General features: G+C 62.3%; 19 protein-coding genes. 5 read left to right on the top strand and 14 right to left on the bottom strand.

Translation table 11 applies throughout. The features are described 5' to 3' along the window. Positions 1-73 precede the first annotated feature (73 nt). Genes cysC through SLW75_RS12910 form a run of 6 tightly spaced genes read right to left on the bottom strand, consistent with a single transcriptional unit; the run spans position 74 to position 5,269 of the window. Positions 74-679: an adenylyl-sulfate kinase gene (gene cysC / locus SLW75_RS12935; protein ID WP_410934608.1), complete on the bottom strand. Its 606-nt coding sequence runs from the start codon at positions 677-679 to the stop codon at positions 74-76. Positions 680-704: 25 nt separating this feature from the next. After that, positions 705-1,487: a class I SAM-dependent methyltransferase gene (locus SLW75_RS12930; RefSeq protein ID WP_410929307.1), complete on the bottom strand. Its 783-nt coding sequence runs from the start codon at positions 1,485-1,487 to the stop codon at positions 705-707. Continuing rightward, positions 1,456-2,658, bottom strand: coding sequence for a hypothetical protein (locus tag SLW75_RS12925; RefSeq protein ID WP_410934607.1), 1,203 nt, complete (start codon positions 2,656-2,658; stop codon positions 1,456-1,458). The genes SLW75_RS12930 and SLW75_RS12925 overlap by 32 nt, the downstream gene beginning before the upstream one ends. Before the next feature lie 45 nt (positions 2,659-2,703). Then, on the bottom strand, positions 2,704-3,435 hold the full coding sequence (locus tag SLW75_RS12920) for an SDR family NAD(P)-dependent oxidoreductase (RefSeq protein ID WP_065986486.1): 732 nt from the start codon (positions 3,433-3,435) through the stop codon (positions 2,704-2,706). Next, on the bottom strand, positions 3,432-4,169 hold the full coding sequence (locus tag SLW75_RS12915) for a sulfotransferase family protein (protein WP_410929305.1): 738 nt from the start codon (positions 4,167-4,169) through the stop codon (positions 3,432-3,434). Before SLW75_RS12915 ends, SLW75_RS12920 begins: the two co-directional genes overlap by 4 nt. Further along, a complete protein-coding gene (locus SLW75_RS12910) occupies positions 4,166-5,269 on the bottom strand; it encodes a transaldolase family protein (RefSeq protein WP_410934606.1) in 1,104 nt (367 codons plus the stop codon). The genes SLW75_RS12915 and SLW75_RS12910 overlap by 4 nt, the downstream gene beginning before the upstream one ends. 676 nt (positions 5,270-5,945) lie before the next feature. Between SLW75_RS12910 and SLW75_RS12905 the strand changes: the two genes are divergently transcribed. After that, positions 5,946-6,488 carry a cytochrome b gene (locus tag SLW75_RS12905; RefSeq protein WP_167355767.1) on the top strand — a complete coding sequence of 181 codons (543 nt, stop codon included), beginning with the start codon at positions 5,946-5,948 and terminating at the stop codon, positions 6,486-6,488. Between the two features lie 47 nt (positions 6,489-6,535). On the opposite strand, the gene SLW75_RS12900 is transcribed toward SLW75_RS12905, so the two are convergent. The 3 genes from SLW75_RS12900 to SLW75_RS12890 form a co-directional block, all read right to left on the bottom strand. Further along, a complete protein-coding gene (locus SLW75_RS12900; RefSeq protein WP_410934684.1) occupies positions 6,536-7,651 on the bottom strand; it encodes an HlyD family secretion protein in 1,116 nt (371 codons plus the stop codon). 95 nt (positions 7,652-7,746) lie between these two features. After that, complete coding sequence (locus SLW75_RS12895; protein ID WP_410934605.1) at positions 7,747-9,426, bottom strand: MFS transporter; 1,680 nt, start codon at positions 9,424-9,426, stop codon at positions 7,747-7,749. A gap of 77 nt (positions 9,427-9,503) precedes the next feature. Further along, a complete protein-coding gene (locus SLW75_RS12890) occupies positions 9,504-10,676 on the bottom strand; it encodes an XdhC family protein (RefSeq protein WP_410934604.1) in 1,173 nt (390 codons plus the stop codon). Between the two features lie 458 nt (positions 10,677-11,134). On the opposite strand from SLW75_RS12890, the gene egtB reads away from it, so the two are divergent. The 3 genes from egtB to SLW75_RS12875 all read left to right on the top strand — a co-directional run bounded on the left by egtB (position 11,135) and on the right by SLW75_RS12875 (position 15,673). After that, positions 11,135-13,282 (top strand): ergothioneine biosynthesis protein EgtB, encoded by a 2,148-nt coding sequence (egtB, locus tag SLW75_RS12885; protein WP_410934603.1) that lies wholly within the window; start codon positions 11,135-11,137, stop codon positions 13,280-13,282. A 138-nt stretch (positions 13,283-13,420) separates the two neighbouring features. Beyond that, positions 13,421-14,518, top strand: coding sequence for an enoyl-CoA hydratase/isomerase family protein (locus SLW75_RS12880; RefSeq protein WP_065986474.1), 1,098 nt, complete (start codon positions 13,421-13,423; stop codon positions 14,516-14,518). 3 nt (positions 14,519-14,521) lie between these two features. Continuing rightward, complete coding sequence (locus tag SLW75_RS12875) at positions 14,522-15,673, top strand: acyl-CoA dehydrogenase family protein (protein ID WP_065986472.1); 1,152 nt, start codon at positions 14,522-14,524, stop codon at positions 15,671-15,673. 78 nt (positions 15,674-15,751) lie between these two features. On the opposite strand, the gene SLW75_RS12870 is transcribed toward SLW75_RS12875, so the two are convergent. Together SLW75_RS12870 and SLW75_RS12865 are read right to left on the bottom strand one after the other, a co-directional pair. Next, positions 15,752-21,043, bottom strand: a complete 5,292-nt coding sequence (locus tag SLW75_RS12870; RefSeq protein WP_410934602.1) for a dermonecrotic toxin domain-containing protein — start codon at positions 21,041-21,043, stop codon at positions 15,752-15,754. A gap of 227 nt (positions 21,044-21,270) precedes the next feature. Further along, positions 21,271-21,834 carry an NADPH-dependent FMN reductase gene (locus SLW75_RS12865; protein ID WP_065986466.1) on the bottom strand — a complete coding sequence of 188 codons (564 nt, stop codon included), beginning with the start codon at positions 21,832-21,834 and terminating at the stop codon, positions 21,271-21,273. A 329-nt stretch (positions 21,835-22,163) separates the two neighbouring features. On the opposite strand from SLW75_RS12865, the gene SLW75_RS12860 reads away from it, so the two are divergent. Next, positions 22,164-22,376 carry a hypothetical protein gene (locus SLW75_RS12860; protein WP_083232993.1) on the top strand — a complete coding sequence of 71 codons (213 nt, stop codon included), beginning with the start codon at positions 22,164-22,166 and terminating at the stop codon, positions 22,374-22,376. Positions 22,377-22,457: 81 nt separating this feature from the next. Here SLW75_RS12860 and SLW75_RS12855 read toward each other — a convergent pair whose 3' ends face one another. The 3 genes from SLW75_RS12855 to SLW75_RS12845 form a co-directional block, all read right to left on the bottom strand. Next, positions 22,458-23,027 (bottom strand): GNAT family N-acetyltransferase, encoded by a 570-nt coding sequence (locus tag SLW75_RS12855; protein WP_410934601.1) that lies wholly within the window; start codon positions 23,025-23,027, stop codon positions 22,458-22,460. A 185-nt stretch (positions 23,028-23,212) separates the two neighbouring features. Next, the gene (gene dnaQ / locus SLW75_RS12850) at positions 23,213-23,959 is read right to left on the bottom strand and encodes a DNA polymerase III subunit epsilon (RefSeq protein WP_410929379.1); all 747 of its coding nucleotides are present in this window, start codon (positions 23,957-23,959) and stop codon (positions 23,213-23,215) included. Beyond that, on the bottom strand, positions 23,952-24,086 hold the full coding sequence (locus tag SLW75_RS12845; protein WP_410934600.1) for a hypothetical protein: 135 nt from the start codon (positions 24,084-24,086) through the stop codon (positions 23,952-23,954). The genes dnaQ and SLW75_RS12845 overlap by 8 nt, the downstream gene beginning before the upstream one ends. Positions 24,087-24,173: the final 87 nt, after the last annotated feature.

The following is a 24,173-nucleotide window of genomic DNA, read 5'->3' as shown; positions in this document are numbered from 1 at the left end:
CCGTGGTGCTGCAATGAGCCATTTTGCGGCCCATCACGCACGGTGAAAGCGTGCACAGCCGATACACAGCGCCCTACCCCCGCGCCAACAACCAGTCATCAATCATCTTCACCGCCCGCCCCACATCCACTTCATCACTGCGAATATGCAGCTCCGGAAACACCGGCGGTTCATACGCTGAATCCACCCCGGTAAACCCCGGAATGCCCCCTGCCCGCGCGCGCCGGTACAACCCCTTCGGGTCCCGGGCTTCAGCCACCGCCAGCGGCACGTCGACAAACACTTCCACAAACCGCGCACCGCCAACGATCGAGCGGGCCAGCTTCCTGGCCGCGCGGCTGGGCGAGATCAACGCGACCATCACCGTCAGCCCCGCATCAACCATCAACGCGGCCACTTCCGCCACCCGCCGCACATTTTCCTCTCGGTCCTCGGCAGAAAAACTCAGATCGCGGCACAAGCCGGTGCGCACCGAATCCCCGTCCAGAATGCAGGTGGTTAACCCGCGCGCCTGCAGCACCGGGTTGAGGCTGTCGACGATGGTGGACTTCCCCGCCGCCGAGAGCCCGGTCAACCAGATGACCCTCGGTCGGACGGCGGACGGGGCCGGAGTGATCTCGCTGAACGGGTACGGCACCAGGTTGTGGTGCTGCGTCAGCCCAGGATGGCGCGTGCTCATGACCAAACTCCTGCGTGGATCAGCATCAGATGTGGGCTTTGTGAATGACGAAATCCACGTCCATGACGTCGTAGATCGGCTTGAAATCGCCGTAGGCAGACACGGTACGGAACCCGGCCTCTCGCAACTCTTCCTGCAGGTGTCGCGGGCGTATCGGGCACACCCGCAGCCGATACTGTGCACCGTCGGCAAAGCGATACACGAACTCGCACACCGACTCGTCGAGTTCGCCGAGGGTGATGCTGGCGGAGTTGCCGCAGTAGTAATAGCGCCCTGAAGACGTGAAGCGCCCGGCGAGAATCGCTTCGAAATTGCGCTGATCGATCAGCAGCATTCCGCCGGGTTTGAGCATCTGCCGAAACCGCTTCAACACCGCGATGCGCGCATCGCGGTCGAACAGGTGGCAAAGCGAACTGCCGAGGCACAGCACCGCGTCGAACCTGCCCAGTACGCGAGCGTCCAGCGCTTGCCACTCGCAACGGTGGACCGGCACATCGACGCCCAGCCGATCGAAGTTGCGCCGGGCGCGATCCACCATGGTCGCGCTGCCGTCACACGCGGTGACGTCAAAGCCGGCCTTGTGCAACTGCGCCCCATGAAAGCCGCTGCCGGTGGCGGCATCCAGCACACGCCAGGCGCCGGCCTGGCGCAGCAGGTCGAAGAAAAAAGAACCTTCGCCGGCTGCGCGCTTTTCCCAGTCGATGAGTTCGTCCCAGCGCTCGACGAAGTCCGCCACGTACTGGCGGGTGTAGTCGTGATCGGCGGTTGCCGATCGGTCAGCAGGCAAAAGCGCGATGACCGGCGCCATGGGCGGCGACTCCTGTGTGGTGGCTGTTGGTGTGGGGAGTGCCTTCTGCGTACGCCAGGTATTTGCTGCCCAGCTCTTCCGCCCACGCCGCAGCGTCACACACGCGCATCTCGGCCATGGCGAAGTTGAGCTCGCGCTGCATGATCTGCCTCTGCACCTCGCCAAACACCGCCGAGCCGTCGGCGCGAATCAGCGTGATGCCGTCGAGACGCTGCCCCGCCTCATTGACCCTGATCGCCTCTTCCCGGGTCACGCCGTATGGCAGGTCGAGCAGGACTTTGCCCATGCCGACCTTGACCGGATAACCGCCGGGCAACCCCTGAGGGCCGGGCCCATGCACCCGCACCTCATGCTCGGCGTGCAGGTTTTCCAGCACCGTCACCGCCGACATGGCGGTGAGGTACTGGCCGTCGACGCCGCCCAGCCGGCTGAATTGACGGGCGACGCAATCGAAAATAGCCTCCGGCGCGTGCTCGCCGGTCCGCTCTTCACCGTCGATCCAGTACGTCAGGTTGAAGATAGGCTCCATGCGTTGCGGCGGCAGGCCATGGCGAGGCACGCAATGGCTGAAATAGTGATGCCCGACCAGCTTGGCGCAGACCTGAGTTGGCAGGCAGCCGGACAAATGCGCAATGGCGCTGCGGGTGGCCGGGATCAAGTTGGCGATGTTGCCGATGCCGACGTCGGGCGCCATGCCGACCTTGTAGAGGATCGGGTTGACCGCATCCGGGAACGCCGCGTTGACCACCAGACTTTTCGGGCAGGACTGTTTGACGGCTCGCATCAGTGCGTAGGCCGGCGCCAGGTGCATCGGCAGCCAGGGCCCGAGCTGCGCCTGATCAAGGGCAGCAAAACGCTCGGCCGGCAACTGCGTGATCACCCGCCAGGATTGCAGCGAGGCACAGTTGAGGATGATGTCCGGGCGAATCTTGAGCAGCGTTTCGGCGTTGCGGCTGATGCAGGCTTCGCGCAGGTCCATCTGATGGCTTTCAATCTGAATGTTGACGTTCTGTTGAAGCGCGGCCAGTCGGACCAGGTTGCACATCCGCGTGGCCTTTCCGAGGTCTCGACTGGCGACGTGGAATTCGAACGGGTTGCGCGGGCCCAGGATCTGCAGGACTTGCAGGCACAGGTTGCCGCCGCCAACGATGAGCAGTTTTTTGCGGTGCATGGTGTTCTCCCTGAAATACGTGAGGGACGACGGTGTTTCCGATCGCTAGCGCGGGTAGGCGCCGTTATCCACTGCGATGACTTTTCCGGTCAGGTGACGGCTCTGTTCCGACAGCAGAAACAGAATGACGTCGGCCACGCCGTCCGGCTGAATAGGCTCCTTGAGGATTTCCTGTCGCTCGTACTCACGGCGTCGGTGCTCGGGAATACGGTCATGGATCGAGGTGTCGCGAATCAGCCCCGGGGACACGGCGTTTACCCTGATCCGGGGGCCGAAATTCCAGGCGTTCGCCTTGGTAAGGCCGATCACGCCAGCCTTGGTCACGCCGTACCACGCATCCATGCTGCCGACCTCCCCTGCCACCGACGTGATGTTGACGATGCTGCGCGAGTAGTCGGCCGCCGACTCCCGCCGTGCGAAGTCCTTGGACAGATACCCCAGGGATTTGAGGTTGACGGCCCAGATCTCATCCACTTCCGCGTCGGTGTAGTCGTACACACCTTTGCCGTGATAGATCCCCGCGTTGTTGACCAGGGCATACAGCGCCCGGTGATTGTGAAGGTCGTACAGGTTGCCGATAAACGACTGATAGACGTGCGCCTGGGAGAAGTCAGCCAGGTGGGTTTCCAGTCGGTGCAGGGGCAGGCTTGCCTGAAGCGACTGCAGGCCCAGTCTGTCGCTGTCCGCTGCGATGACGTAGTAGCCCGCCTTGACGCAGGCCAGGGTGGTGGCCTTGCCAATGCCGTTGGCGGCGCCGGTGATCACGATCTTTTTCATGGCTGTCCCTGCTCGGTGAACTGATTCATGCGTTCGTAGAAAGGTCGATGCAGCTGGTCATACGCCATCAGATGGGGATTATCGTGCAGCGGTCGCGGGTCGAAATCGGCGCTATCCGGCGTGATCGTGGTGCTGTTCTCGGCGTCCTTGTGCCAGCTGCGCCAGGCTTTCCATTGCTCGGGGCACCTCGCATTCCAGCTCAATGCTTCGGGCAGGAAATCCAGCTGCAGGTGGTCACAAAGCCTGCGCAGGGTGGTTTCCGGATGGCTGGCCAGGTCCTCGGCGTTGATCACACAAGGGGTTTTGCCGGTCAGCCGCCTGACCTCGCAGAAGACTTCGTACAGCGCTTGATGGCCGATGGCGTGCGCGGGCATCTGCGGGAAGATGGCGTGGTGGGAAACAATTGCCCGGGCCGGGTCGCGAACGATGAAGACGTTCTGTTGCTCTGCGAGAAACTCGGCGTCGGCCTTCAGCGGCGTGAGGCAGTGGTAGGCCATATCCTTATGGAACACGTGAGCGCGCTGGCGGGCGTCGCGCAACAGGGCCTTGATCGCTTCATAGTCACGGGGCATGCCGCAGTTGAGGTCCCCATGGGGAATGGCGGACTGTTCGTCGAAGGCCATGTGCGAAAACGGCTCGTGAAAAACCTCGAAGTCACCGCGCTCGATGAACACCCTTTCGAGGATCGTCGACCGCGAGCGGGGATGGGCCCAGAGGCCGATCATGCGGTTCATGCGCGGCCCTCCATGGTCGTTTTGTGACGCGCGACGGGCGGCGTGGAAACGGGCGGATCAAGCGTGTCGGCGATGAAGCCCTGCAGACGCTGCACGCCCAGGCGTGCGTCATTGCCCGCAGTCAGGAACGCCGGATAACGGGCGTATTCGTCCGAGGTCAGGCCGCCCTCAAAGTACGCCTGGTTGAAATACGGAATGGCCAGAAGGCGGTCCAGCACTTTGCCGGGAATCTGCACCCATTCCGTCGCCGGTGCGATGCTGCGCCCGGCCTGCTGACGGCGTATGAGGAATTCGATGAGTTCAGGCGTCAACGTGTACAGCGTGGTGTCGGCGCCGGTGCGCTGCAGGTGCCAGCAATGTTCACGCCCACGCGCATCGGTGTCGACCTTGATACTGCACAGCAACAGTTGCGCCGGTGTCTCGCACCGTCGCATCAGCGCCTGCATCGCTTGGTACACCGCGAGTTCGGCCCAGCGCTTATCCGTCTGGCCAAGGTGGAGGCGACGGCCCCGCGCCTGCCGCTCGAATTCCGGTTTCGCACCCAGCCGGCCGATCATGAAGCTCACCACGTAACGCGCCCGCTCCGTGTTCACACCGTTGGCAAGCGCCCGCTGGCGCCCGGCTTGAATGGCCTTGAGGCAGGCAGCCAGCTGAGAGACGCTAAAACAAAAGGTGTTATTGATCGAGCAGCCCCGGGCGACCAGTTGCTCGATGGCGCGATAGCCCTGGGCGCTGCCCGGGATCTTGATCATGATGTTCGGCGCCAGCGCCGCCAGTTCGAGCCCGCGGGCCACCAGCGCGTCCTGATTCATCCAGTGCCCGCCCTCGATCTGCGCGGACAGCCAGCCCGTTCGATGCCAGGATTGCAGGAACAGCGGTAGTAACAGCTGCGCGCTGTCGATGATCAGTTGGTCATAAAGCGATCGCAGGCGAATGTCCGCAGACATGGACGCCGGCAAGGTGTGGAGGAATGATCGGTAGTGGGCTGAATGGGTCACCAACGCCTGCCCCATCAACGCAGGATTTGTAGTGGCTCCGCTGACACCCGCGGCCGATGAACCCAATGCTTCAGGCAACAGCGCAATAACCGACGACTGCATATCCGGGTAGGTCTGTAATAACCGCCTTTGGCACTGCTTATATATAAGGGGTGAAGAATCGAACCATACTTCCGAATCGGAATTATATGTTTTTAATCGCTGAACGAAGCCCGAAACATCCATGAGGGTGCCCTTCCCGGTTCGATAAATTCACGAAAATCGAGGCCCCGGCTGCACACGGGCAAAATGCCAGCTATTTCAAGCTGATAGTCAGGAAACTGAGCCTTCGAGGCTCTAAGATGGATCCATTCCCATAACCTGTCAAATGCAATTGGCCGGGATTCTAATGCCAAATTCGAATAAGAAACACACTTTGTCATCGCTGATATGAAGACGAATCTCTATCAGAATTTCTTCCCTTTTTCGAAGTAACTCAAACGAATGAAAATTAATGTTCAATACAAGATCCAGTGCAAAATTGTATTGATGCGTCATGATTCACAATAAAAGTTACACTCAGGGATCGCTGAATTAATTAGTCATACTACTTATATTAATGAGTGGCCAAGATGTAAGCGCATGTGTCGTCAACACGTTTCTCCGAGGAACAAGCGACGGCTTTCTTGCAGTGCGCCTTGCACGTTCTCCTCGACGACCGTCAGCCATTGGGTTAAGAAAGCGCAGGGGCGGTCACCGCACTGCGCCACTCAAAAAAAACAGACCAAGAGACCTGACCGTGAGCAAACCTTCCGCTACCGAACGCTACAGCTACAAAGCCCGCTGGTTTCACTGGGTGATGGCGATCCTGATTGTGCTGGCGTATGCGCTGATCCTGAGCCGCACCCAGCTGGCCCGTGGCAGTGACGCGCGGACTTTCGTTGTGCAAACGCATTTCTGGGTCGGCATCGTGGTGCTGGTCATGGCGTTTTTCCGCATCGCCGAGCGTCACCGCCACACGCCGCCGGGGATTACTCCGCCCCTGGAAGGCGTATTGCGTCTGGCCGCCACGCTGTCCCATTACGCGCTGTATGCGTTCCTGTTCGCGCAACCGCTGCTGGGTCTGTTCACGGTGCTGCTGGAGCGCGGCGCACTGCCGATCCCCTTGACATCCCTGAGCATTCCCGCGCCGTTCGACCTGTCCAAGGACACCGCCGAAACGCTGGAGCATTACCACGTCTTGCTGGGCACGATTTTCTACTACGTCATAGGCCTGCACGTGATTGCGGCGATCTGGCACCACTTCGTGCGCAAGGACAACACCGTCAAGCGCATGGTGTAGGCCGGACCGTTCATTCGACGGCGCCGCTTGCGTCAACCTGCTGCGGATCAGCGAGGATCGACTGAATCCACCCGCCCATCCACCGGATCCGGCGGTACGGCGCCGTCCTGGCTGGTGTCGATGCTGACCACCACCGACATCCCGGGGCGCAGCCGGTCCACGTCGTGCTGGTCGTCGTCGATGGTGATGCGCACCGGGATGCGCTGAGCGATCTTGACGAAGTTGCCGGTGGCGTTGTCCGCCGGCAGCAGGCTGAACTCGGACCCCGCCGCCGGCGAGATGCGCTGCACCCGACCGCGCATCTTCAGGTTTTCCAGGGCATCGACGGTGAAGCTCACCGGCTGGCCCAGGCGCACGTTGGCCATCTGGGTCTCTTTCATGTTGGCGATGATCCAGCGCGGACGCGGCACCAGGGCCATCAACTGCGCGCCGGAATTGACGTACGCCCCCAGGCGCACCCCGATCTGCCCCAGTTGACCGTCCCGAGGCGCGGTAATGCGCGTGTTGGTCAGATCAATCCGCGCCAGCTCGATGGCGGCCTCGGCATTCTTCACCGAGGCCTCCAGCGAGCCGCGATTGACGATCACCGTCTGCAGGTCCTGACGGGAAATCTCCAGCGCTGCCTTGGCTTCGGCCAGTGCCGCTTTCGCCTGCGCATCCGCGGCGCGGGTCACGTCGAATTCGCTCTTGGACACCGAACCATCGGTCACCAGTGCCTGACCGCGGCGAAGGTCGGCAGCGGCTTTTTCACTCTGCGCCTGGGCATTCGCAACGGCCGCCTGACGCTGGGCGATGGTGGCCTCGGCGCTGCGCCGTTGCTGCAGATTATTGGCCAGTGCGGCCTTCTGGACGCCCAACTGCGCAATGCCCTGATCGAGATGCTGCTGGTAAATCCGGTCGTCGATGCGCACCAGCAGGTCGCCCTTCTTCACCCACTGGAAATCCTGCACCGGCACTTCGTAGACGTAGCCACTCAGCTGCGGCCCGATAAGCGTGGTCTGCCCGCGAATCAGCGCGTTCTCGGTGCTTTCAATCGGGCTGCTGAACGGCGGCAACTGCCACGCGTAGAGCACCACCAGCACACCCGCCAGGGCAATGCCGCCGAACAGAATCGACGACACCAGGCGTATGCGCGCCGAACGCGGTTGCGTGGTGGCCGGCATGACCGCCGGTGCAGGTGCTGCGGAGGTTGCCTGAGACGGAGCCGAGCCGCCCGCAGAACTGTTGGAAGCGTTGCCAGAAGGTTTACCGGGTTCTGTCATGAAGGTTGAGCGCCAGAAGGTGTGAGAGGAGATGCCGCAGGGGTCGCCGGAGTAAAGGGTGCGACCGGCTCGGTGGTGATCCACAGCCAGGTGGCGCGGCTGGTGATCCAGATCATGGTCAGCACCGCGATGACAGCGATCAGCATGAACACATCGTTGTACGCAAGGGTATTGGCTTCGCGGGTGGCGGCGGTCGCCAGCGAGCGAATGCCCAGGCTGGTGCACGCGGCCGGGTCGGCGATGGCGGACATATACGCGCCGCTCGCGCTTTGCAGGCGCGACTGCACCTGGGCATCGATCAGCGTGACGTGCTCGACGATGTGCGCCGAATGGAATTTCTCGCGCCACACCTGAAAGGTGCCCAGCAACGCCGAGCCGATCAAGCTGCCGACGTTCTGGGTAATCCCGAACATCACCGAAAAACTGACCATGTTGCGCGGGTTGCTGATCACCCCGCTGATGCCCATCACCAGGGTCGGCCCCAGAAAGAAGGTGCCGCCGAACGCCAGCAAAAACTGGCTGAAATACATCTGCGGCTCGCGGGTGAGGCTGGTCGAGAAGCTGTCCATGCTTGAGCCGATCGCCATCAACGCCAGGGAAATAATCAGCGGCTTGAACAGGTGCTGGGGATTGATCGTCAGCGCGCTGACCGCAAGGCCCGCAACGCTGCCCAGCAGCATGAACAGGTACAGCGTGTGCAACTGCTCGGTGCCCTGATTCAGGCCCTGAAGAAAACCGACCGCGCCGGTGGATTGCTCCGACAGCACGATGCGCGTCAGCAGCACGCCGAAGGCGAAGCGGATCATCCGGCCACTGCCCAGCCAGCGGGTAATCAACAGCGGGCGGGTGCGGTTGTGCTCGATGCACAGTCCGGCGAGGATCAGCACGATGGACGACGCAAGGGCGATGCCGATCCACGGCTCTTCAAGCCACCATTCGATCCGCCCCAGGGACAACGCCGCGCACAATGCCGCAAAGCCTGATGCCAGCAAAGCAAAGGTCAGGAAGTCGAGTTTTTCGAAGGCTTTGAAGCGATCACCGGGTGGCAGTTTGAGAATCAGCACGCAGCCCAGGGACAGCAGGCACATGCCCAGTTCGAACAGGTAAAGCCCGCGCCACTCGGCAATCTGCAGCAGGTCTTCGGAAACCAGTCGCGCCAGCGGCGTCGCCAGCTGCGCCGTGCCGAGGCCCAGCACCAGCGCTTTCATCCGCCACTTCTGCGGGAAGGCCTGGATCATGTAATACAGGCCCAGCGAACTCAGCGCCGCGCCGACCATGCCATGGGCCGCTCGAACGGCAACCGCCGATTCGATGTCGTTGACGAACAGGTGAGCAAAGGTGACCAGGGCGTACAGCACCAGGAACACTTCAGTGAACGCCCGCAAACCAAACTGCTGGCGAAACTTCACCAGCAGCAGGTTCATCGACACGTTGGTCATGACATACGCGGCGGGCAGCCAGGCGATTTCGGCCTGGGTAGCGCCGAGCGAGCCCTGCAGGTACTGGAGGTTGGCGACCACCAGCGCATTGCCGAGTCCGCCGGTCAGCGCCACGATGACGCCAACGATGGCATAGGCCCAGCGTTTCGGCGTCGCGTGCAAGGGCGTCGACGGCGACCCCGGCAACGTCGGTCGCTCGTGGGGGGCCCAGTCGTGGGGTCTGTACTTGTCGTTCATTGAGCGAACCTGATGAATGCCATGCAATACCACTGAAGCGCGATGGGGCGCGCTCTATCAGCGCTGCCCCCTCAAAGCTAGCTGATCATTCTCAGTTCGCGCGCCTGCTCCAGTGTGACATCCACTGCGTGAATGCTCGCTTGCCTGTGTTTGAGCATCCCGCCGCTGCGGCCGTTGAACACCGCATTGATCTCCGAAAGAATCGACAACGCCACGCTGTGCGGCGCGTCGCCGCCCAGATCAAGGCCAACCGGGTAATGGAGGCTGGCTTGTGCCGCGGCGTCGCGGAGCTGATCCGGCAGCTCGTCGAGCAAACGCTCGGTGCGGCTGCGCGGCCCGAGCTGGCCGATATAGCGCGGCGTCGACTCAAGGACCTGCCCCAGCCAGTGACGGTCCTGGGTCAGGCTGTGGGTCATCACCACCACGGCGGCATCGGCGACCATTGCGTGCAATTCAGGCATCGGCTGCAGCGGCGCCGACAGCACCTGGTCGGCGTCCGGGAAACGCTGGGGCCGGGCGAAGTGCGAGCGCGCATCAATCACCGTGATGTGCCAGCCCTGCAGCCGCGCCATGCTGACCAGCGGCATCGCGTCGTGCCCGGCACCGAAGACCACCAGCCGGCGGGGCGCAGCGATGTATTCGAGGAGCACTTCGACGGCGCCGTCGGCGCTGTCGTAAGTACGTGTGGCTGAACGGCGGGCGTCGAGCACCGTTTTCAGGTCCTCGGACATGGCCGTCGCCAGCCAGCGTTCGCGCATTTCACTCTGGACCTGCCCGGATGCACGGATGGCTACCCGCTCGCCCAGTGCCGTGTGGCGTTCGCTTTGCGTACCGATCACCGTCGCCAGCGCAGCGCCAGTGCCGCTGGCCTTGACCTCACGCAGCACGTCGACCACCAGGCTCGCCGCCTGCGGATCTATCCGTTCGAAGAGGATGTGCACCGTGCCGTTGCAGCCCAGGCCGAAGCTGAGTTCGGCATCTTCGAGCTCGTCGTCATCCTCGCCGGTGCTGTACGTACGCATGGACGGCTTGCCGTTGGCGGTCAGCCACCAGGCCTTCTTGCTGACGTCGCTTTCCAGGCATCCGCCGCTGACGGTGCCGGTGGCTTCGCCCATCGGCGCAATAATCATCCGCGCGCCGGGGCGCCGGTAAGCCGAGCCTTCGACCTTGACCACCGTGGCGATCACCACTTCCTGCTGCCCGGCCTGCGCTTCATCAAGCGCCACCAGCAGACTGGATAGATCATTCATGCGCGTCCCCAAAAACCGGTTCATTCATCTGACGTGATTCACTTTTAACCTGACTAATGCCCTGCAACGCCCCTGCCCTCTCGGACAAACGTGCTGTTGTGCTGACTGCCAGTTGCCGCGCAGGTTCAGGTTTTGCCCACAAGACCTACGTCCTGGGCAGCGCAACTGCGCTGAATGGCCGGCAGGGTAACGCAGACTGGCCGCTCATTGGCCATCGGTCACCGACTGCGCGAATCAACCCACGCTGTGACTACACTCGGTGCGTGCCGTTAAATCCATGCAAACGCTGATGACTCAAGGCATCGACGTATGCGTGGGCAGTGGCCATCCTTCGTTTGGATATTTCGGTTGAACATTCCGGGCCCCACGAGCCTCAAACCCTGAATCGCCGTACCGCCTGGCTGCGTGGAATCACTCCACCGGGTCCACCGGGCATCGGCAACGCCGGAGAGCACCTGATGACGCGCCAACTACGCCAGCTTCGTGAAACATCCGCTACCCACACCCTGTGCCAGCGCTTTCAAAGTGTGCGGGAACGTACCGAATTCCTGGTCGAGCCACTGAGCGCCGAGGACATGGTGGTGCAGTCGATGCCCGACGCCAGCCCGGCCAAATGGCACATGGCGCACACAACGTGGTTCTTCGAAACCTTTCTGCTGGCGCCGAACCTGCCGGGTTACGAAGCCTTCGATCCGACATTCGGTTACCTGTTCAATTCCTATTACGAAGCGGTCGGCCCGCGTCATCCCCGCCCCCAACGCGGGTTGATGACCCGGCCAAGCGTCGATCAGGTGCTGGCCTACCGCAGGCACGTCGACGAAAACATGACGACGCTGTTGATGACGCCGCTCAGCGACGAGATGACCAGCCTGATCGAGCTGGGTCTTGCCCACGAGGAGCAGCATCAGGAACTGCTGCTGATGGACATCCTTCATCTGTTCAGCCTGTCGTCCCTGAAACCCGCCTACAGCCCGCGCTGGCCGAAAGACCCATCGGGGCGTCGCGGTCACTTCAAGCCGCTGAGCGCCGGCCTGACTGAGATCGGCCACAACGGCGACGGTTTTTCTTTCGACAACGAAGGCCCGCGCCACACCACGTATTTGCAGTCCTTTGAGATCAGCGACCGGCTGGTGACCAACGGCGAGTGGCTGAGTTTTATTGCCGACGGCGGCTACCACACTGCCGCCCTGTGGCTGTCCGAGGGCTGGAGCCTGGTGCAGGAAAACGGCTGGAACTCGCCCATGTATTGGCAGCACGACGAGAACGGCTGGAAGCGCATGAGCCTGCGCGGCCTTGAGTCGATCGACCCGTCTGCGCCGGTGACCCACATCAGTTATTACGAAGCCGCCGCATTCGCCCTCTGGGCCGACGCGCGCCTGCCCACCGAAGCGGAATGGGAAGCCGCCGCCCGCGCCGGCTTGCTCGAGCAAATGGACGACGTCGCCTGGCAGTGGACGCAAAGCGCCTACAGCGCCTACCCAGGCTTCAAGCCCTCAGTGGGCGCGGTCGGTGAGTACAACGGCAAATTCATGGTCAATCAGATGGTCCTGCGCGGCGGCGCCAGCGTCACGTCGCCCGATCATTGCCGCCTGACGTACCGCAACTTTTTCCATGCCGACAAGCGCTGGATGGTCTCCGGCCTGCGTCTGGCCCGTGACAGCCGTCAGCCCGGCGTCGTGGACCCGAACGACAGCGAATTCGCCCGGGACGTGGTGGCCGGTCTTGGCGCCGCGGTGAAAACCCTGTCGCCCAAGTATTTCTACGACGCAGCGGGTTCCGACCTGTTCGAAGCCATCTGCGAAACCCCCGAGTATTACCCGACCCGCGCCGAAACCGGGCTGCTGAAAGGCATCGCCGCGCAGATTGCCGCGACCATTCCCTCCGGCGCAGCGCTGGTGGAGTTCGGTAGCGGCGCCAGCGAGAAGACGCGCCTGGTGCTCGATGCCGCGCCGCACATCGCCGTTTACGTGCCGATCGACATCAGCGCAACGGCGCTCAACAAGGCCGCGCGGTCACTGCGCCAGCGCTACCCTGCGCTGATCGTTGCCCCGCAAGTCGATGACTTTACCCGGGTGCTCACCCTGCCTGAAGAAGCCGACGGCCACACCCGCGTGGGCTTCTTCCCGGGCTCCACCATCGGCAACTTCAGCCACGAGCAGGCCGTGGATTTCCTCCACAGCGCCCATGAGGTGCTGGGGGAAAACGCGCATTTCATCGTCGGTGTCGATATGGTCAAGGATGAGCAGACACTGGTAGCGGCTTACGATGACGCCGAGGGCGTGACCGCGCAGTTCAACAAGAACCTGCTGACCCGCATCAATCGCGAGCTGAACGCCGACTTCGATGTGTCCGCCTTCGATCATCTGGCGGTGTGGAACGCCGACCAGGCCTGCATGGAAATGCACCTGGTCAGCCGCAAGCAGCAAAGCGTCACCGTCGCCGGGCACACCTTCCGCTTCGCCGCCGGGGAACGACTGCACACCGAGAACTCCCACAAGTTTACGGTTGAATCGTTCACCGAACTGGCCGCCCGTGCAGGGTGGACCGTCAGCGAATGCTGGATCAGCGAGGCGCCGGAAATGGCCCTGTTCAGCCTGCAGGCGTGACTGGAGGCATGCGCCCGGCCCCGCAGGAATCTTCATTGTCATTTGCAAAATGGCGCTGGTAGCATCCATCAGCACCCTCACGGATCCCGGCTGTTCAGCCGGGAATTGAGTACAACAAAAATCAACAGGGATTCAGCGATGACGGCTCAGGTACTACCTGCCGAATACGCGGGCGAGCAATCAGCCTGCGAGAGCGTTCTGTCCGACGTACGCAATCATATCGGTCACATCACCCTCAACCGCCCCCAGGGCTTGAACGCCATCGACCTGCACATGGTGCGGCAGCTGCAGTTTCAGCTGGACGCCTGGGCGAAGGATGACAACGTTTACGCCGTGGTCCTGCGCGGATCAGGCGAAAAGGCGTTCTGCGCCGGCGGCGACATCCGCTCGCTGTACGACAGCTTCAAAACCGGTCGAAACGAGCACCTGGACTTCTTCGTCGAAGAATACGCGCTGGACCTCACCCTTCATCATTACCGCAAACCCGTGATTGCCCTGATGGACGGCTTCGTGCTGGGCGGTGGCATGGGCCTGGCCCAGGGGGCGGACCTGCGCGTGGTCACCGAACGCAGCCGTCTGGCAATGCCGGAAGTGGCGATCGGTTATTTCCCTGACGTAGGCGGCAGCTACTTTCTGCCCCGGATACCGGGCGAGCTGGGGATTTACCTCGGCGTCACCGGCGTGCAGATCCAGGCCGCCGATGCGCTGTATTGCGGGCTGGCGAACTGGTACCTCAACAGCCAGCGCCTTGAAGACCTCGATCTGCAGCTGGATAACCTGAAGTGGAGCCTGACCCCGCTCAAGGATGTACAGGGCGCGCTGGCGAAACTCGGCGTGCAGCACTTGCCTGCGCCGCCGCTGGCAAAGCTGCGGCCGGCCATCGATCATTTCTTCGCGCTGCCGGACATCCCGAGCATCATCGAACAACTGCTGGAGGTGACCGTCCACGACACCCATGCCTGGGCCGTCGACACTGCCAACCTGATGCAGACCCGTTCACCCCTGGCGATGGCGGTCACTCTGGAGCTGCTGCGCCGCGGCCGGCATATGCCGCTTGAGCGTTGCTTCGCCCTGGAGCTGCATCTGGACCGCCAGTGGTTTGAACGCGGTGACCTGATCGAAGGCGTGCGCGCCTTGATCGTCGACAAAGACAAGAAACCGCAATGGAGCCCCTCCTGCGTGCAGGCCTTGAATGCCGAGCACGTGGCAAGCTTCTTCAGCGGTCATGAGGCGTGACCTATGCAAGATCTTGAACTGACCGAAGAACAAGTGATGATCCGCGACATGGCGCGGGACTTCGCGCGCAATGAAATCGCGCCCCATGCCCAGGCCTGGGAAAAGGCCGGCTGGATCGACGACGCGCTCGTGGCAAAGATGGGCGAATTGGGCCTGCTCGGCATGATCGTCCCTGAGGAATGGGGCGGCAGCTATATCGACTACGTCGCCTATGCGCTGGCCGTCGAAGAAATCTCTGCCGCCGACGGCGCCACCGGTACGCTCATGAGCGTGCACAGCTCGGTGGGCTGCGGGCCGGTGCTCAATTACGGCAGCGGCGCCCAGAAACAACAATGGCTGGAAAAACTCGCCAGCGGCCAGGCCATCGGCTGCTTCTGCCTGACCGAACCCCAGGCCGGCTCCGAAGCCCACAACCTGCGCACCCGTGCCGAATTGAAAGACGGCGAGTGGGTGCTCAACGGCGCCAAGCAGTTCGTCAGCAACGGCAAGCGCGCACAGCTGGCGATCGTCTTCGCGGTGACCGACCCGGAGCTGGGCAAGCGCGGCCTGTCAGCGTTTCTGGTGCCCACCGACAACCCCGGCTACCGCGTCGACCGCATGGAACACAAGATGGGTATCCGTGCATCCGACACCTGCGCCGTGACCCTGAGCGATTGCCGGATTCCGGCGGAAAACCTCTTGGGTGAACGCGGCAAGGGACTGTCCATTGCCCTTTCAAACCTGGAAGGCGGACGCATCGGCATTGCCGCCCAGGCCCTGGGCATCGCCCGTGCGGCATTCGAGGCGGCACTGGGCTACGCCCGTGAGCGGGTGCAGTTCGACAAGCCGATCATCGAGCACCAGAGCGTCGCCAATCTGCTGGCCGACATGCACACCCGCATCAACGCCTCACGGCTGCTGGTCCTGCACGCCGCGCGCTTGAGAACGGCGGGCAAACCCTGTCTGTCGGAAGCGTCCCAGGCCAAGCTGTTCGCCTCGGAAATGGCCGAATGGGTCTGTTCCAAGGCGGTGCAGATTCACGGCGGCTACGGCTATCTGGAAGATTACCCGGTGGAACGATACTACCGAGACGCGCGGATCACCCAGATCTACGAAGGCTCCAGCGAAATCCAGCGCCTTTTGATCGCCCGCGAGCTGCGCCACTACTCGCTGTAAGGGACGTGCCGGCTCGCCAATACCGGCGCCTGCCCATCAAGGAGCAGACGCCGAGCCTGAACGCTCGGCGCCTGTCACTCAGCGGCCGCCCGGCGAAGGGCTCGGCACGACAAAGCTTCGGCGCCCCAGCCGCAGCACCAGCAGGGTCACCGAATCGGCGTTGGCCAGAATAACCCGGCTGCGTTTCTGGGCATCGCTCATAAACACATCACGGGCATCGTCCAGGGTCTTGCACTTAGTGAGCTTCAGGATCGCGTCGTATTCGAAACTCTCCTCCTCATCGAAATCGCGCCACTCCCCGTCCGTCAATTGCAGAAAAAGCTCCCGTTTGATGCTCAGATGCGACAACCCGGACGACTGCATGCGCTCAATGTCTCCCTTCAACTTGATGTTGTAGGCATTGTTTTCCTGCAGCAGGTCCGGATACGGCGACGTGCTTTCCAGGTAGGCGATGTCGTGGGTATCGAGCACCAGATGCGAGAGTTCATGGATCAAGGTGGCCGCGCGGTAATGGGCCGGGCAATCGAACCCTTCGTTCGCCGCCTCAGGCTTCAGTGGAAACGGCGGCGCATCAAAATACCGGTCGGTCAGAAACACGCGCTTTTTCGGGTCTCGTTTAATGACGAAGCCCATGGTGCCCTCCCGCCCCGGGCGGTTGGTGCCCACCACAAACCGTGGCGAAGAATAGGGTGACAGCGACGCATCCATCACTTCATCAAACAGCGCCTTGACCGCGCGCTCGGTGTCGACCAGCAGCTCTTGTCCGGGCTCACTGACCCCGAAAAAGTCGCCAATGATCTGCGTAACCCTCGGGTCCAGCGGCGTGCCGGGGGCATGCACGTTGAGGTTATCCAGCGCATTTTCGAGGTACCTTTTGGCCTGCAGATGGGCTTCACCGATACGCTGGGCGCGCTCCCGATAGAAGGTGCGTATGTCGGCCATGCCGCTGGCCTCGATAAGCAGCACGTCGTCAGCACTGACATCGGCAGCGTGGGTCCGCAGCTTGGTCATGGCCCCGCCGCCGCCCTTCAGACCGGACTCGATATCCAGCTGCCAGCGCTGCCTGTCGTCCAGCTTCAGGCACGGGCCGGGCGATCGGTCGGGGCCGATAATCATCCAGCGGCCACTTTCGGCCTGACGGCGCACTTCATAGACCCGCCCGGAAACAGCCGCATACGCCCTGCCGTTTTCCGTGTTCATGAACAGACTCAGCAGGTCGTCCCGGCGCAAGTCCTTGAGCGAGACGTTCCGGGCCTCCAGCGCATGCAGACGGGTCAGCTGCTCGCCCGTGAGCGTGGCGCCTCCCCAGAAGAACACCGGCGCAGGCACCTCCTCGCCCTCCACCAGATCGGCGCTGATCAACTCGTCTTTTTCAGCCTGGTCCCGGGCCGTCATCATGACGCCCAGGGCGGCAGAAAATTCGGAGAGGGCTTCCCCCCAATGACGCCCGGAGGCCGACGCAGCTGACGCACGAAACAACGTATGGCTCTGCCACAGCGCGATCATCGTGCCAAGCTTGCCGGGCATGACACTCAGTGCCTGCTCAAGGCCAAGGGACGCCAGAAACTGGCGCGACGCGTGATCAGCCTCCTGATTCGTGACCGTGTCGGACTCACCGATGTCCACCAGCAGGCTCATGGTGTCGGTGAACATGAACTGCAGCGAGTTGCCGTTTTCCTCAGCCAGTGACACCGTGACCGGACCCGGTGTGTGTGTCGGCACATCCCCGAACCCCTGCGCAAAGAACGGCAGGTGAGGCTCAATGAAGCCGCCGTGTTCATACCGCTTGCGAACTTCCGGGTCCACTCGCTGCAACAACAACGCTTGCAGGCTCGCATCGCTGCGGATATCGGCCTCCAGCGCCGAGAGGCTGGTGTACTCGCGGAAGACAAAATCGCGGTGGAACACGGCGTGCAGGATAACCGGACCGCTGGCGCCCGCCTCGGCGCAGATCAGATAAATGCCCTTGAGGATGTCGGGCGTCATGCCTGCGTCGGCGACCAGCCGCAACGCACTGATAATGACGCGCACCCCGTTGACCGGTTCACGGGCGATCCCGTCAGGCATCTCAACCACACGCGAGATGAACGCGTAGGCTTCGGCGCTCAGCTGTCCTTCAAGCTTCTGCTGCATCGCCACCGCCTGCATCATCGGTGGCAGCTGGTCGATAAACAGCTTGTTGCGCCTCACCCATTTGGCATCCGCGGGGTTCAACGTCTGACGCAGCAGCGTCCTGAATCCTGTGCCGACGTCCAGCTTTCGCACCGTGCTGCGCAGGTAATCGGGCGTGATCAGGCGGGCTGCCTCTGGGTCGTCGGCGTCATTGATGCTCAATACACCGTCCGGGATGTCGGAAAAGCGATTGATCGCGTAATCGGTCAGCGTCTCACTGTGCACGAGGGTGGCGGCCGGAATCCCTGACGGGATCTGGCCAACGCCGGTGGGCGCCGCAACGTAGCGGCGCTGGGTGACGGTGATCTCGTCGGGGTGCAGGACATGCTCGGGAAAATCCTTGCGCATCTGTTCGAGCAGCCGGTCGCGTGCGTAATCCGAGAGCGTCGGGATGTCGAAGAGAAAGTCCTCCTCGCCGTCGCTGGCCAGAAAGAAACGACGCCATATCGCGTTATACGCTCGAAGGTCGTTGGGCGATGCCGCCTTCAGCCAGTCCGGCAGCAGCTCTTGAAACAGCGTGTTGTCGATCCGCACCGACAGCGCATCGAGCATCTCGATCAATTGCGTGTCCAGCTCGGTGGCCCGGGCAAGGCGCGTGAACAGCCCGGCTTCAAAGCGACAACGCCGGGCGCGGGCGCACATCTGCTGGAGGTTCTGTGACTGTCGGTCAAACACGCTTTGCTGCAACGCCTCGATCGCGTGGCCGGCGCGATGACTGAAATGAATGCGAATCGGACCCGCAGGGTGTGCTTGCAGGTGGCTGCGCAGCAGCACACGGTCGCGTTCCCCCAAAAGCGCCAGCCAACGCTCACTATGAGCGCCACGCAAGCGACTGCCTATTTTGTCGCTCAATGCCTGCTTGGAGACGAAATACTCCCAGCCCAGCTGGCTGCTCCAGAACATCACGCCCGCATCGAGGGCCAAGGGTTGCCAGAGGGCCATTGAGTCACTGAGGGTGGCCCCCGGCTGTGGGCCGTAGACCAGCGACACCGCAAACACTTCAGTGGTCGGCGCCCCCGGCTCGGTCCTCTGCGCGCGGACCGGCGCGTTCAGCACTTGCATGACCATGCTCGCCGACGCGCTTGTCACCTGCTCCATTCGCTGGCGCAGTGCCAGATCGAGCCGCAACGTGTCTTCCCTGAGGACCAGCGCGATGGCAACCGGTTGCAGCTGCCTGTCGCCCAGACGCGCAAGGCCCGTGCGCAAGCGCCTGAAGTGGTCGAGATAACGTTCGATGAAATCCGCCGCCACGCGCTTGAGCATGAAGCGGATGAGCTCGATATCCAGGTGTGCCCCTGCAGCCTGGGCGGTGAGCAGCACCTGCGCCGACGATTCGAGCGGATCGCAACGGTGTCCGCTGACGCGTTCCAGCAACAGCGCCACCAGATCCATCGACGTGGCACTCAAGGTCTCACTGATGGCGACGGAGTCTGGTTCGACATCGGAGGAGCCCAGCGGCAGCGACTCCAGCCAGCGCACCCGCACCTCGCTCGCGCGCAATCCCCGGGCCGACGCCACGCACAGATAACGTTGCAGCGCCTGCTCGGCGTAGCCGGCAAGGACGTTGTCCAGCTCGCGCAGATGCGCCGCATTGGCATCGAACACTTGGGTTCGCTCCAGCCAGGAAGGCGGCGTTGGTTGCAGTTGGGTCGGCTGGGAAGGGTCGGACGCTGACAGTTGACTGCCAATGCTCTCTGGCTCCGTGACGGCCACCACCAAGTCATCGTTGGCGCTGCTGCACCAGACGGCGGCGAAGTCCATCGGCTGCTCGCGGCGCCAGCGTCCGGCGCTGAAGTGCAGTTGACGAGGGTCGATCAGTTGACGCACGTCCAGCGCGTCGTCGTACATCGCCGAGATCATTTCCGACTCGGTCGACAACCCCGTGACGAACTGCAGATTGCGCGCCTGCAGCGCAAGGATGGAATCAATCCGTTCGCCCAGCAGGGGCCCGCTGATGCGTTGCATCGAAAGGGACAGGGCGCCTTCGCGCAGCAACAGGGGCTGATCGGCCAGCGCCAGTGTCGGGCGGAGCATCTCGCGTCCTTCCGGGGTCGAGCAAAAGGCACTCAGCGCCGTCAGATTGGCGAATCGGCGCAGGCCGTGCTCCGGCGTAAACCACAGCAACGGCAACGCTGCCGGGCTGACATCGAAGACCAGGGTGCCGGCCAGTGGCTTTGCAGGGGCGCCCGGCACATGCAGCGCGAGACGACTGCAGTGGAACTCGGCGTCTGATGCGGTGAAGCGCGGCCCGGCCACGAGCAACGGCCGCAACAACGCTTGCTCCCGCCGAGTGAGATTCGCCTCGTGGCCATAACGGTAGAGCTCATGGCACAGGCTCGTGGCGTAAATTTGCATGGCCATGTCACGGCACGAACCGGCCGCGTGTCGCTGCCCCCAATAGTCGCTTAGCAATTGGGCGAATCGAGCAGGCACCGCAGGAATCGTCTCGCGTATGGCCTGAGCGAACAACGCCGCATCGCTGTCGCTCGCCACTCGCCCCTGCGCATCCAGGTACTGCATCGTCACGCCCTGGTCCAGCTCGGCACGGCACACGGCTTCATACGCCGTTTGAACCAGCGTCTGGGTCCTGAACACGAGTTCTTCTTCGGCACTGGAAGCCGGCTGCACCAGGCGCATGAGGTGCGTCGCCGGATCCATCTGCTGATCCGGCAACAGCCGGCGCAGCTGCAGGGCCAGGGACGAATTGACCGCGCCGATCAGGTCCGGGATCAGCTTCAACTGGTCGGTGAACTGCCTGACTGAATGGGCCTGGTACTCAACGATGGCTTCCATTTGCGCCTGGAAAGCATCGCCGTCGATTTTTTCGTATTCGAACGAGGCCAATGGATCATCGTTGGCAAATCGCCTGAGCAGCGTCGCCAAAAGCTGTGCGCGATCCTCGAAAGCTTCAACCCCGGACGCCAGGGTAAACAGAAACACACGCGGATCGGCGGTCTGGCCATGGCTGAACATCAACGCCGCGCTGAGCTCCAGCGAGTTGGGCAGGCCGTCATTGAGCAGCAGCCGATCCACTCGGACCGGATCGGCATCATCGGTTGCCGGCGCGCCTGCTGCGCGTTTCAGCCAAGTCTGTTCGAATGACACGAGAAGATCGGCAGTGACGGCGCGGTCGAGTTCTTCGAGGAAGCGCCGTCGCAATGACGCGCTGTTGAAGTACGTGGTGGTAACGGTGGACATGACAACTCCTTGAGCACAAGCGTCCACGGCCGGCATTGGCCGGGCATGGGCAGGAAAGGCTGGGAGCGTAGGGAAGAAATCCACCGCGATTGCGGTACATAACGCTGTACACGGGCAAGGAAATTCAGGATTGACTGACGAAGGCGCGACGACCTTGCGCGGTGGGTGCGAGGGGCCTGCACGCGGCGCCGCGCGCAGGCCCTTTCACCGAAAGACGGTACAGATGATCAGGCTTTCAAGGTGCGCGCAACGTGGCCGGCGAATGCATCGATGATGTTCTGCAGGAACGGGCGGGTTTTCTCGCTCAGCTTGCCGTGTTCGTCAAAGAAGGTCCCGGCGTTGCCTAGGTAGGCTTCCGGTTGCTGCATGCACAGCACGTCGAGGAACACGAAGCACTGGCGCAAATGCTGGTTGGCGCCAAAACCACCGATCGCCCCGGGCGACGCACTGACCACGGCCGCCGGTTTGGCGCTGCCCCATGCGCTTTTGCCGTAGGGCCGCGAGCCAACGTCGATGGCGTTTTTCAGCGCGCCCGGCACTGAACGGTTGTATTCGGGGGTGACGAACAGAAACCCGTCTGCGCCCTGCAGGGCCTGACGGAAGGCGGTGTAAGCGGCAGGCGGCGAATCCGCGTCGATGTCTTCGTTGTACAACGGCAGGTCGCCGATTTCGACGATGCTCAGCTTCAGGCTGGACGGCGCCAGCTCAGCCAGTGCGTGGGCCACTTTGCGGTTGATGGAGTCTTTCCTCAAGCTGCCGACGATGACTGCAATCGAATGAACCTGGCTCATGAAACGGACCTTCTGCTGTGGGAGGAGACAACAGTTATAGATGAAACAGGAAGGCAATTCTGTGTTGTTTTTCCGTTGCTAATCATCGAAGCGTTCGATGCTGGCCCGTGGGTTATCGGCCCCTGCTTTGGGCGAGCCGTGCTACCGTCGGTCGCGACTATTTTTCCGATCGCCGAAAACTCCCCCCGGAAACGGCGGTCTGACTGCCTTAGGCGAATAAGGTCCCCGGACAAATTTGGGAATTACCTTACAAGCGGACACGGTTTATTCACTCGCGGTGTTAGGATGCGAGCGAAAACGAGCAGTTATTTCCAGAGGTTACAAAGCAAATGGCTTCAGTTCTAGTTGGGCAATTTCATGCGAGGGATGCGGAGGGACGCGTTTACTCGGTGCATGAATTCCGTGAATCACAGCCTGACGAGGCTGATGGAAAGGAGCCCGTTTCCACTTATCGCCTGGCCATTGGCGACCGCGTCAAACATTTGGGCGGAGAGGAATTCGAGTTGATTCAGGGCAAGGTCAAGCTCATACGAGAGCATTGAAACACCGCTGCAAGCCCGCCTCTTTCCACTCAGGCCGCTCATATCCTGCGGCCACGAGTCAGGTCAGAGGGGCTTGCCGCTTCAATCGACGCCAGGCGCGTCGAACAACAGATACCAGAAAATCGCCGCCTCCCGCGTCAACGGTTCTATCGCCCGATAGCGCAGATGATCGACCCCGCCGACCACAAACCCGTAGCGCTCATATAACCGGCACGCCTCCAGATTGTTGTTCTGGGTTTCCAGGGTGATGCCCGGCAGCCCGCGCTTGCGGCTCCAGAACTGCGCCACGTCCAGCAGCTTTTGTGCCACGCCATTGCGTCGCGCCCCGGTATCGACCGCCAGTTCGTCGATGTGAGCGAAACCGTTCCAGTGCTCGCTGACCACCACATGCCCGACCGGCTGCTCATCGAGCCAGGCCACCAGCACCGTGCCGTCGGCGGCGTCCCGATAATTGCAGAACTCTTCGGAATCGATGCCGTAGTTTTTCAGGTAAGGCTCGACGGCATCGACGTGCCACTGCGCCACGGGCTCGCCGATCTGCACCCGGGCATAGCCGGTGACGGTGAAGGTGAACTCGCTGTTGAGGATGTAATCCTCGAAGCATTCGTCAGCGACACGAATGCTGAAAGTCGGGCTGGACGTGTTCACCATGGGCCTCTCTCGTCAAACAACCACAGATGTATCTGCCAATGCGGGGGCGAGCTTGCTGGCGAAGAGGCCCTTGCGTCCGGTACATCCGCGGCGCCTGAAATGCCGTCTTCGTGAGCAAGGCGCAGCGCCACACCGGTCACTCCCACACCTACTGTGTTTGCTGGGCGAGAGCGGGGCTGCCATCGTCAGGCTTCGGCCTGAGCCTGGGCTTCGAGCAACTGGGTCCACAGGGCCGGGGCACCGGCGGATTTGGCGATCACGGCCAGCCGCGCTTCGTGCTCCGCCAGTTCGGCCTCGCTGGCGACGATGATGCGTCCGGGCGTGCGGTTGGCGATGCGGCGGATCTCCGATGGGCGATCGGCGCCGCCCTCTCCGTCGTTGTTGCCGGCCAGCGACAGGGTCGTCTGGCCACCGGTCATCGCCAGATAGACTTCCGCGAGAATCTCGGAGTCGAGCAATGCGCCGTGAAGCTCACGGCCGGAGTTGTCGACGTCGTAGCGTTTGCACAGCGCATCAAGGCTGTTGCGCTGGCCCGGATGACGCTCGCGGGCCATGGCCAGGGTGTCGAGGATCGTGCAGTAACTGCTGAGATTGGCGCGATCGTGCTGGCCGATCAGGGCGAATTCGTTGTTCAGAAAGCCGACGTCGAACGCCGCGTTGTGGATGATCAGCTGCGCGCCTTTGACGAACTCGAAGAACTCGTCGGCGACTTCAGCGAAACGCGGTTTACCGATCAGGAACTGGTCGGTGATGCCGTGAACGCCAATGGCGCCCTCGTCACTCTCCCGGTCCGGTTGCAGGTAAACGTGGAAATGCCGCCCGGTCAGACGCCGGCCAATCAGCTCGACGCAGCCGATTTCGATGACCCGGTGGCCGTCGGTGACGGGCATGCCGGTGGTCTCGGTATCGAGGACAACCCTTCGTTCAGTGATGATGTTTTGTACAGTCATTGCCTACCGCCTCAGCTTCAGGCGCGGATATTAGCATGGCGGTTTTGCGATGTGCGCAACCTTGCCAGACCGCACAAGGATTGTTTGCCACGACATTGATGTCGGTCATGCTGGCCTCTTCCCGGCTAAAGCCAGTCCTACAGTGGGTGCGCGGTGGGTCAGTGGGACCGGCTTCAGCCGGGAAGCTTTTGATTTG

This window comes from Pseudomonas sp. W5-01, assembly GCF_046540435.1.
GTDB classification, from domain to species: Bacteria; Pseudomonadota; Gammaproteobacteria; order Pseudomonadales; family Pseudomonadaceae; genus Aquipseudomonas; species Aquipseudomonas graminis_B.
This window is presented reverse-complemented; position numbering and strand designations above follow the sequence as displayed.

What these genes read in the sequence shown, in the direction of transcription:
- cysC (WP_410934608.1), bottom strand. Translation starts at nt 679, where the DNA reads ATGAGCACGCGCCATCCTGGGCTGACGCAGCACCACAACCTGGTGCCG.
- SLW75_RS12930 (WP_410929307.1), bottom strand. Translation starts at nt 1,487, where the DNA reads ATGGCGCCGGTCATCGCGCTTTTGCCTGCTGACCGATCGGCAACCGCC.
- SLW75_RS12925 (WP_410934607.1), bottom strand. Translation starts at nt 2,658, where the DNA reads ATGCACCGCAAAAAACTGCTCATCGTTGGCGGCGGCAACCTGTGCCTG.
- SLW75_RS12920 (WP_065986486.1), bottom strand. Translation starts at nt 3,435, where the DNA reads ATGAAAAAGATCGTGATCACCGGCGCCGCCAACGGCATTGGCAAGGCC.
- SLW75_RS12915 (WP_410929305.1), bottom strand. Translation starts at nt 4,169, where the DNA reads ATGAACCGCATGATCGGCCTCTGGGCCCATCCCCGCTCGCGGTCGACG.
- SLW75_RS12910 (WP_410934606.1), bottom strand. Translation starts at nt 5,269, where the DNA reads ATGCAGTCGTCGGTTATTGCGCTGTTGCCTGAAGCATTGGGTTCATCG.
- SLW75_RS12900 (WP_410934684.1), bottom strand. Translation starts at nt 7,651, where the DNA reads ATGCCGGCCACCACGCAACCGCGTTCGGCGCGCATACGCCTGGTGTCG.
- SLW75_RS12895 (WP_410934605.1), bottom strand. Translation starts at nt 9,426, where the DNA reads ATGAACGACAAGTACAGACCCCACGACTGGGCCCCCCACGAGCGACCG.
- SLW75_RS12890 (WP_410934604.1), bottom strand. Translation starts at nt 10,676, where the DNA reads ATGAATGATCTATCCAGTCTGCTGGTGGCGCTTGATGAAGCGCAGGCC.
- egtB (WP_410934603.1), top strand. Translation starts at nt 11,135, where the DNA reads ATGACGCGCCAACTACGCCAGCTTCGTGAAACATCCGCTACCCACACC.
- SLW75_RS12880 (WP_065986474.1), top strand. Translation starts at nt 13,421, where the DNA reads ATGACGGCTCAGGTACTACCTGCCGAATACGCGGGCGAGCAATCAGCC.
- SLW75_RS12875 (WP_065986472.1), top strand. Translation starts at nt 14,522, where the DNA reads ATGCAAGATCTTGAACTGACCGAAGAACAAGTGATGATCCGCGACATG.
- SLW75_RS12870 (WP_410934602.1), bottom strand. Translation starts at nt 21,043, where the DNA reads ATGTCCACCGTTACCACCACGTACTTCAACAGCGCGTCATTGCGACGG.
- SLW75_RS12865 (WP_065986466.1), bottom strand. Translation starts at nt 21,834, where the DNA reads ATGAGCCAGGTTCATTCGATTGCAGTCATCGTCGGCAGCTTGAGGAAA.
- SLW75_RS12860 (WP_083232993.1), top strand. Translation starts at nt 22,164, where the DNA reads ATGGCTTCAGTTCTAGTTGGGCAATTTCATGCGAGGGATGCGGAGGGA.
- SLW75_RS12855 (WP_410934601.1), bottom strand. Translation starts at nt 23,027, where the DNA reads ATGGTGAACACGTCCAGCCCGACTTTCAGCATTCGTGTCGCTGACGAA.
- SLW75_RS12845 (WP_410934600.1), bottom strand. Translation starts at nt 24,086, where the DNA reads ATGACCGACATCAATGTCGTGGCAAACAATCCTTGTGCGGTCTGGCAA.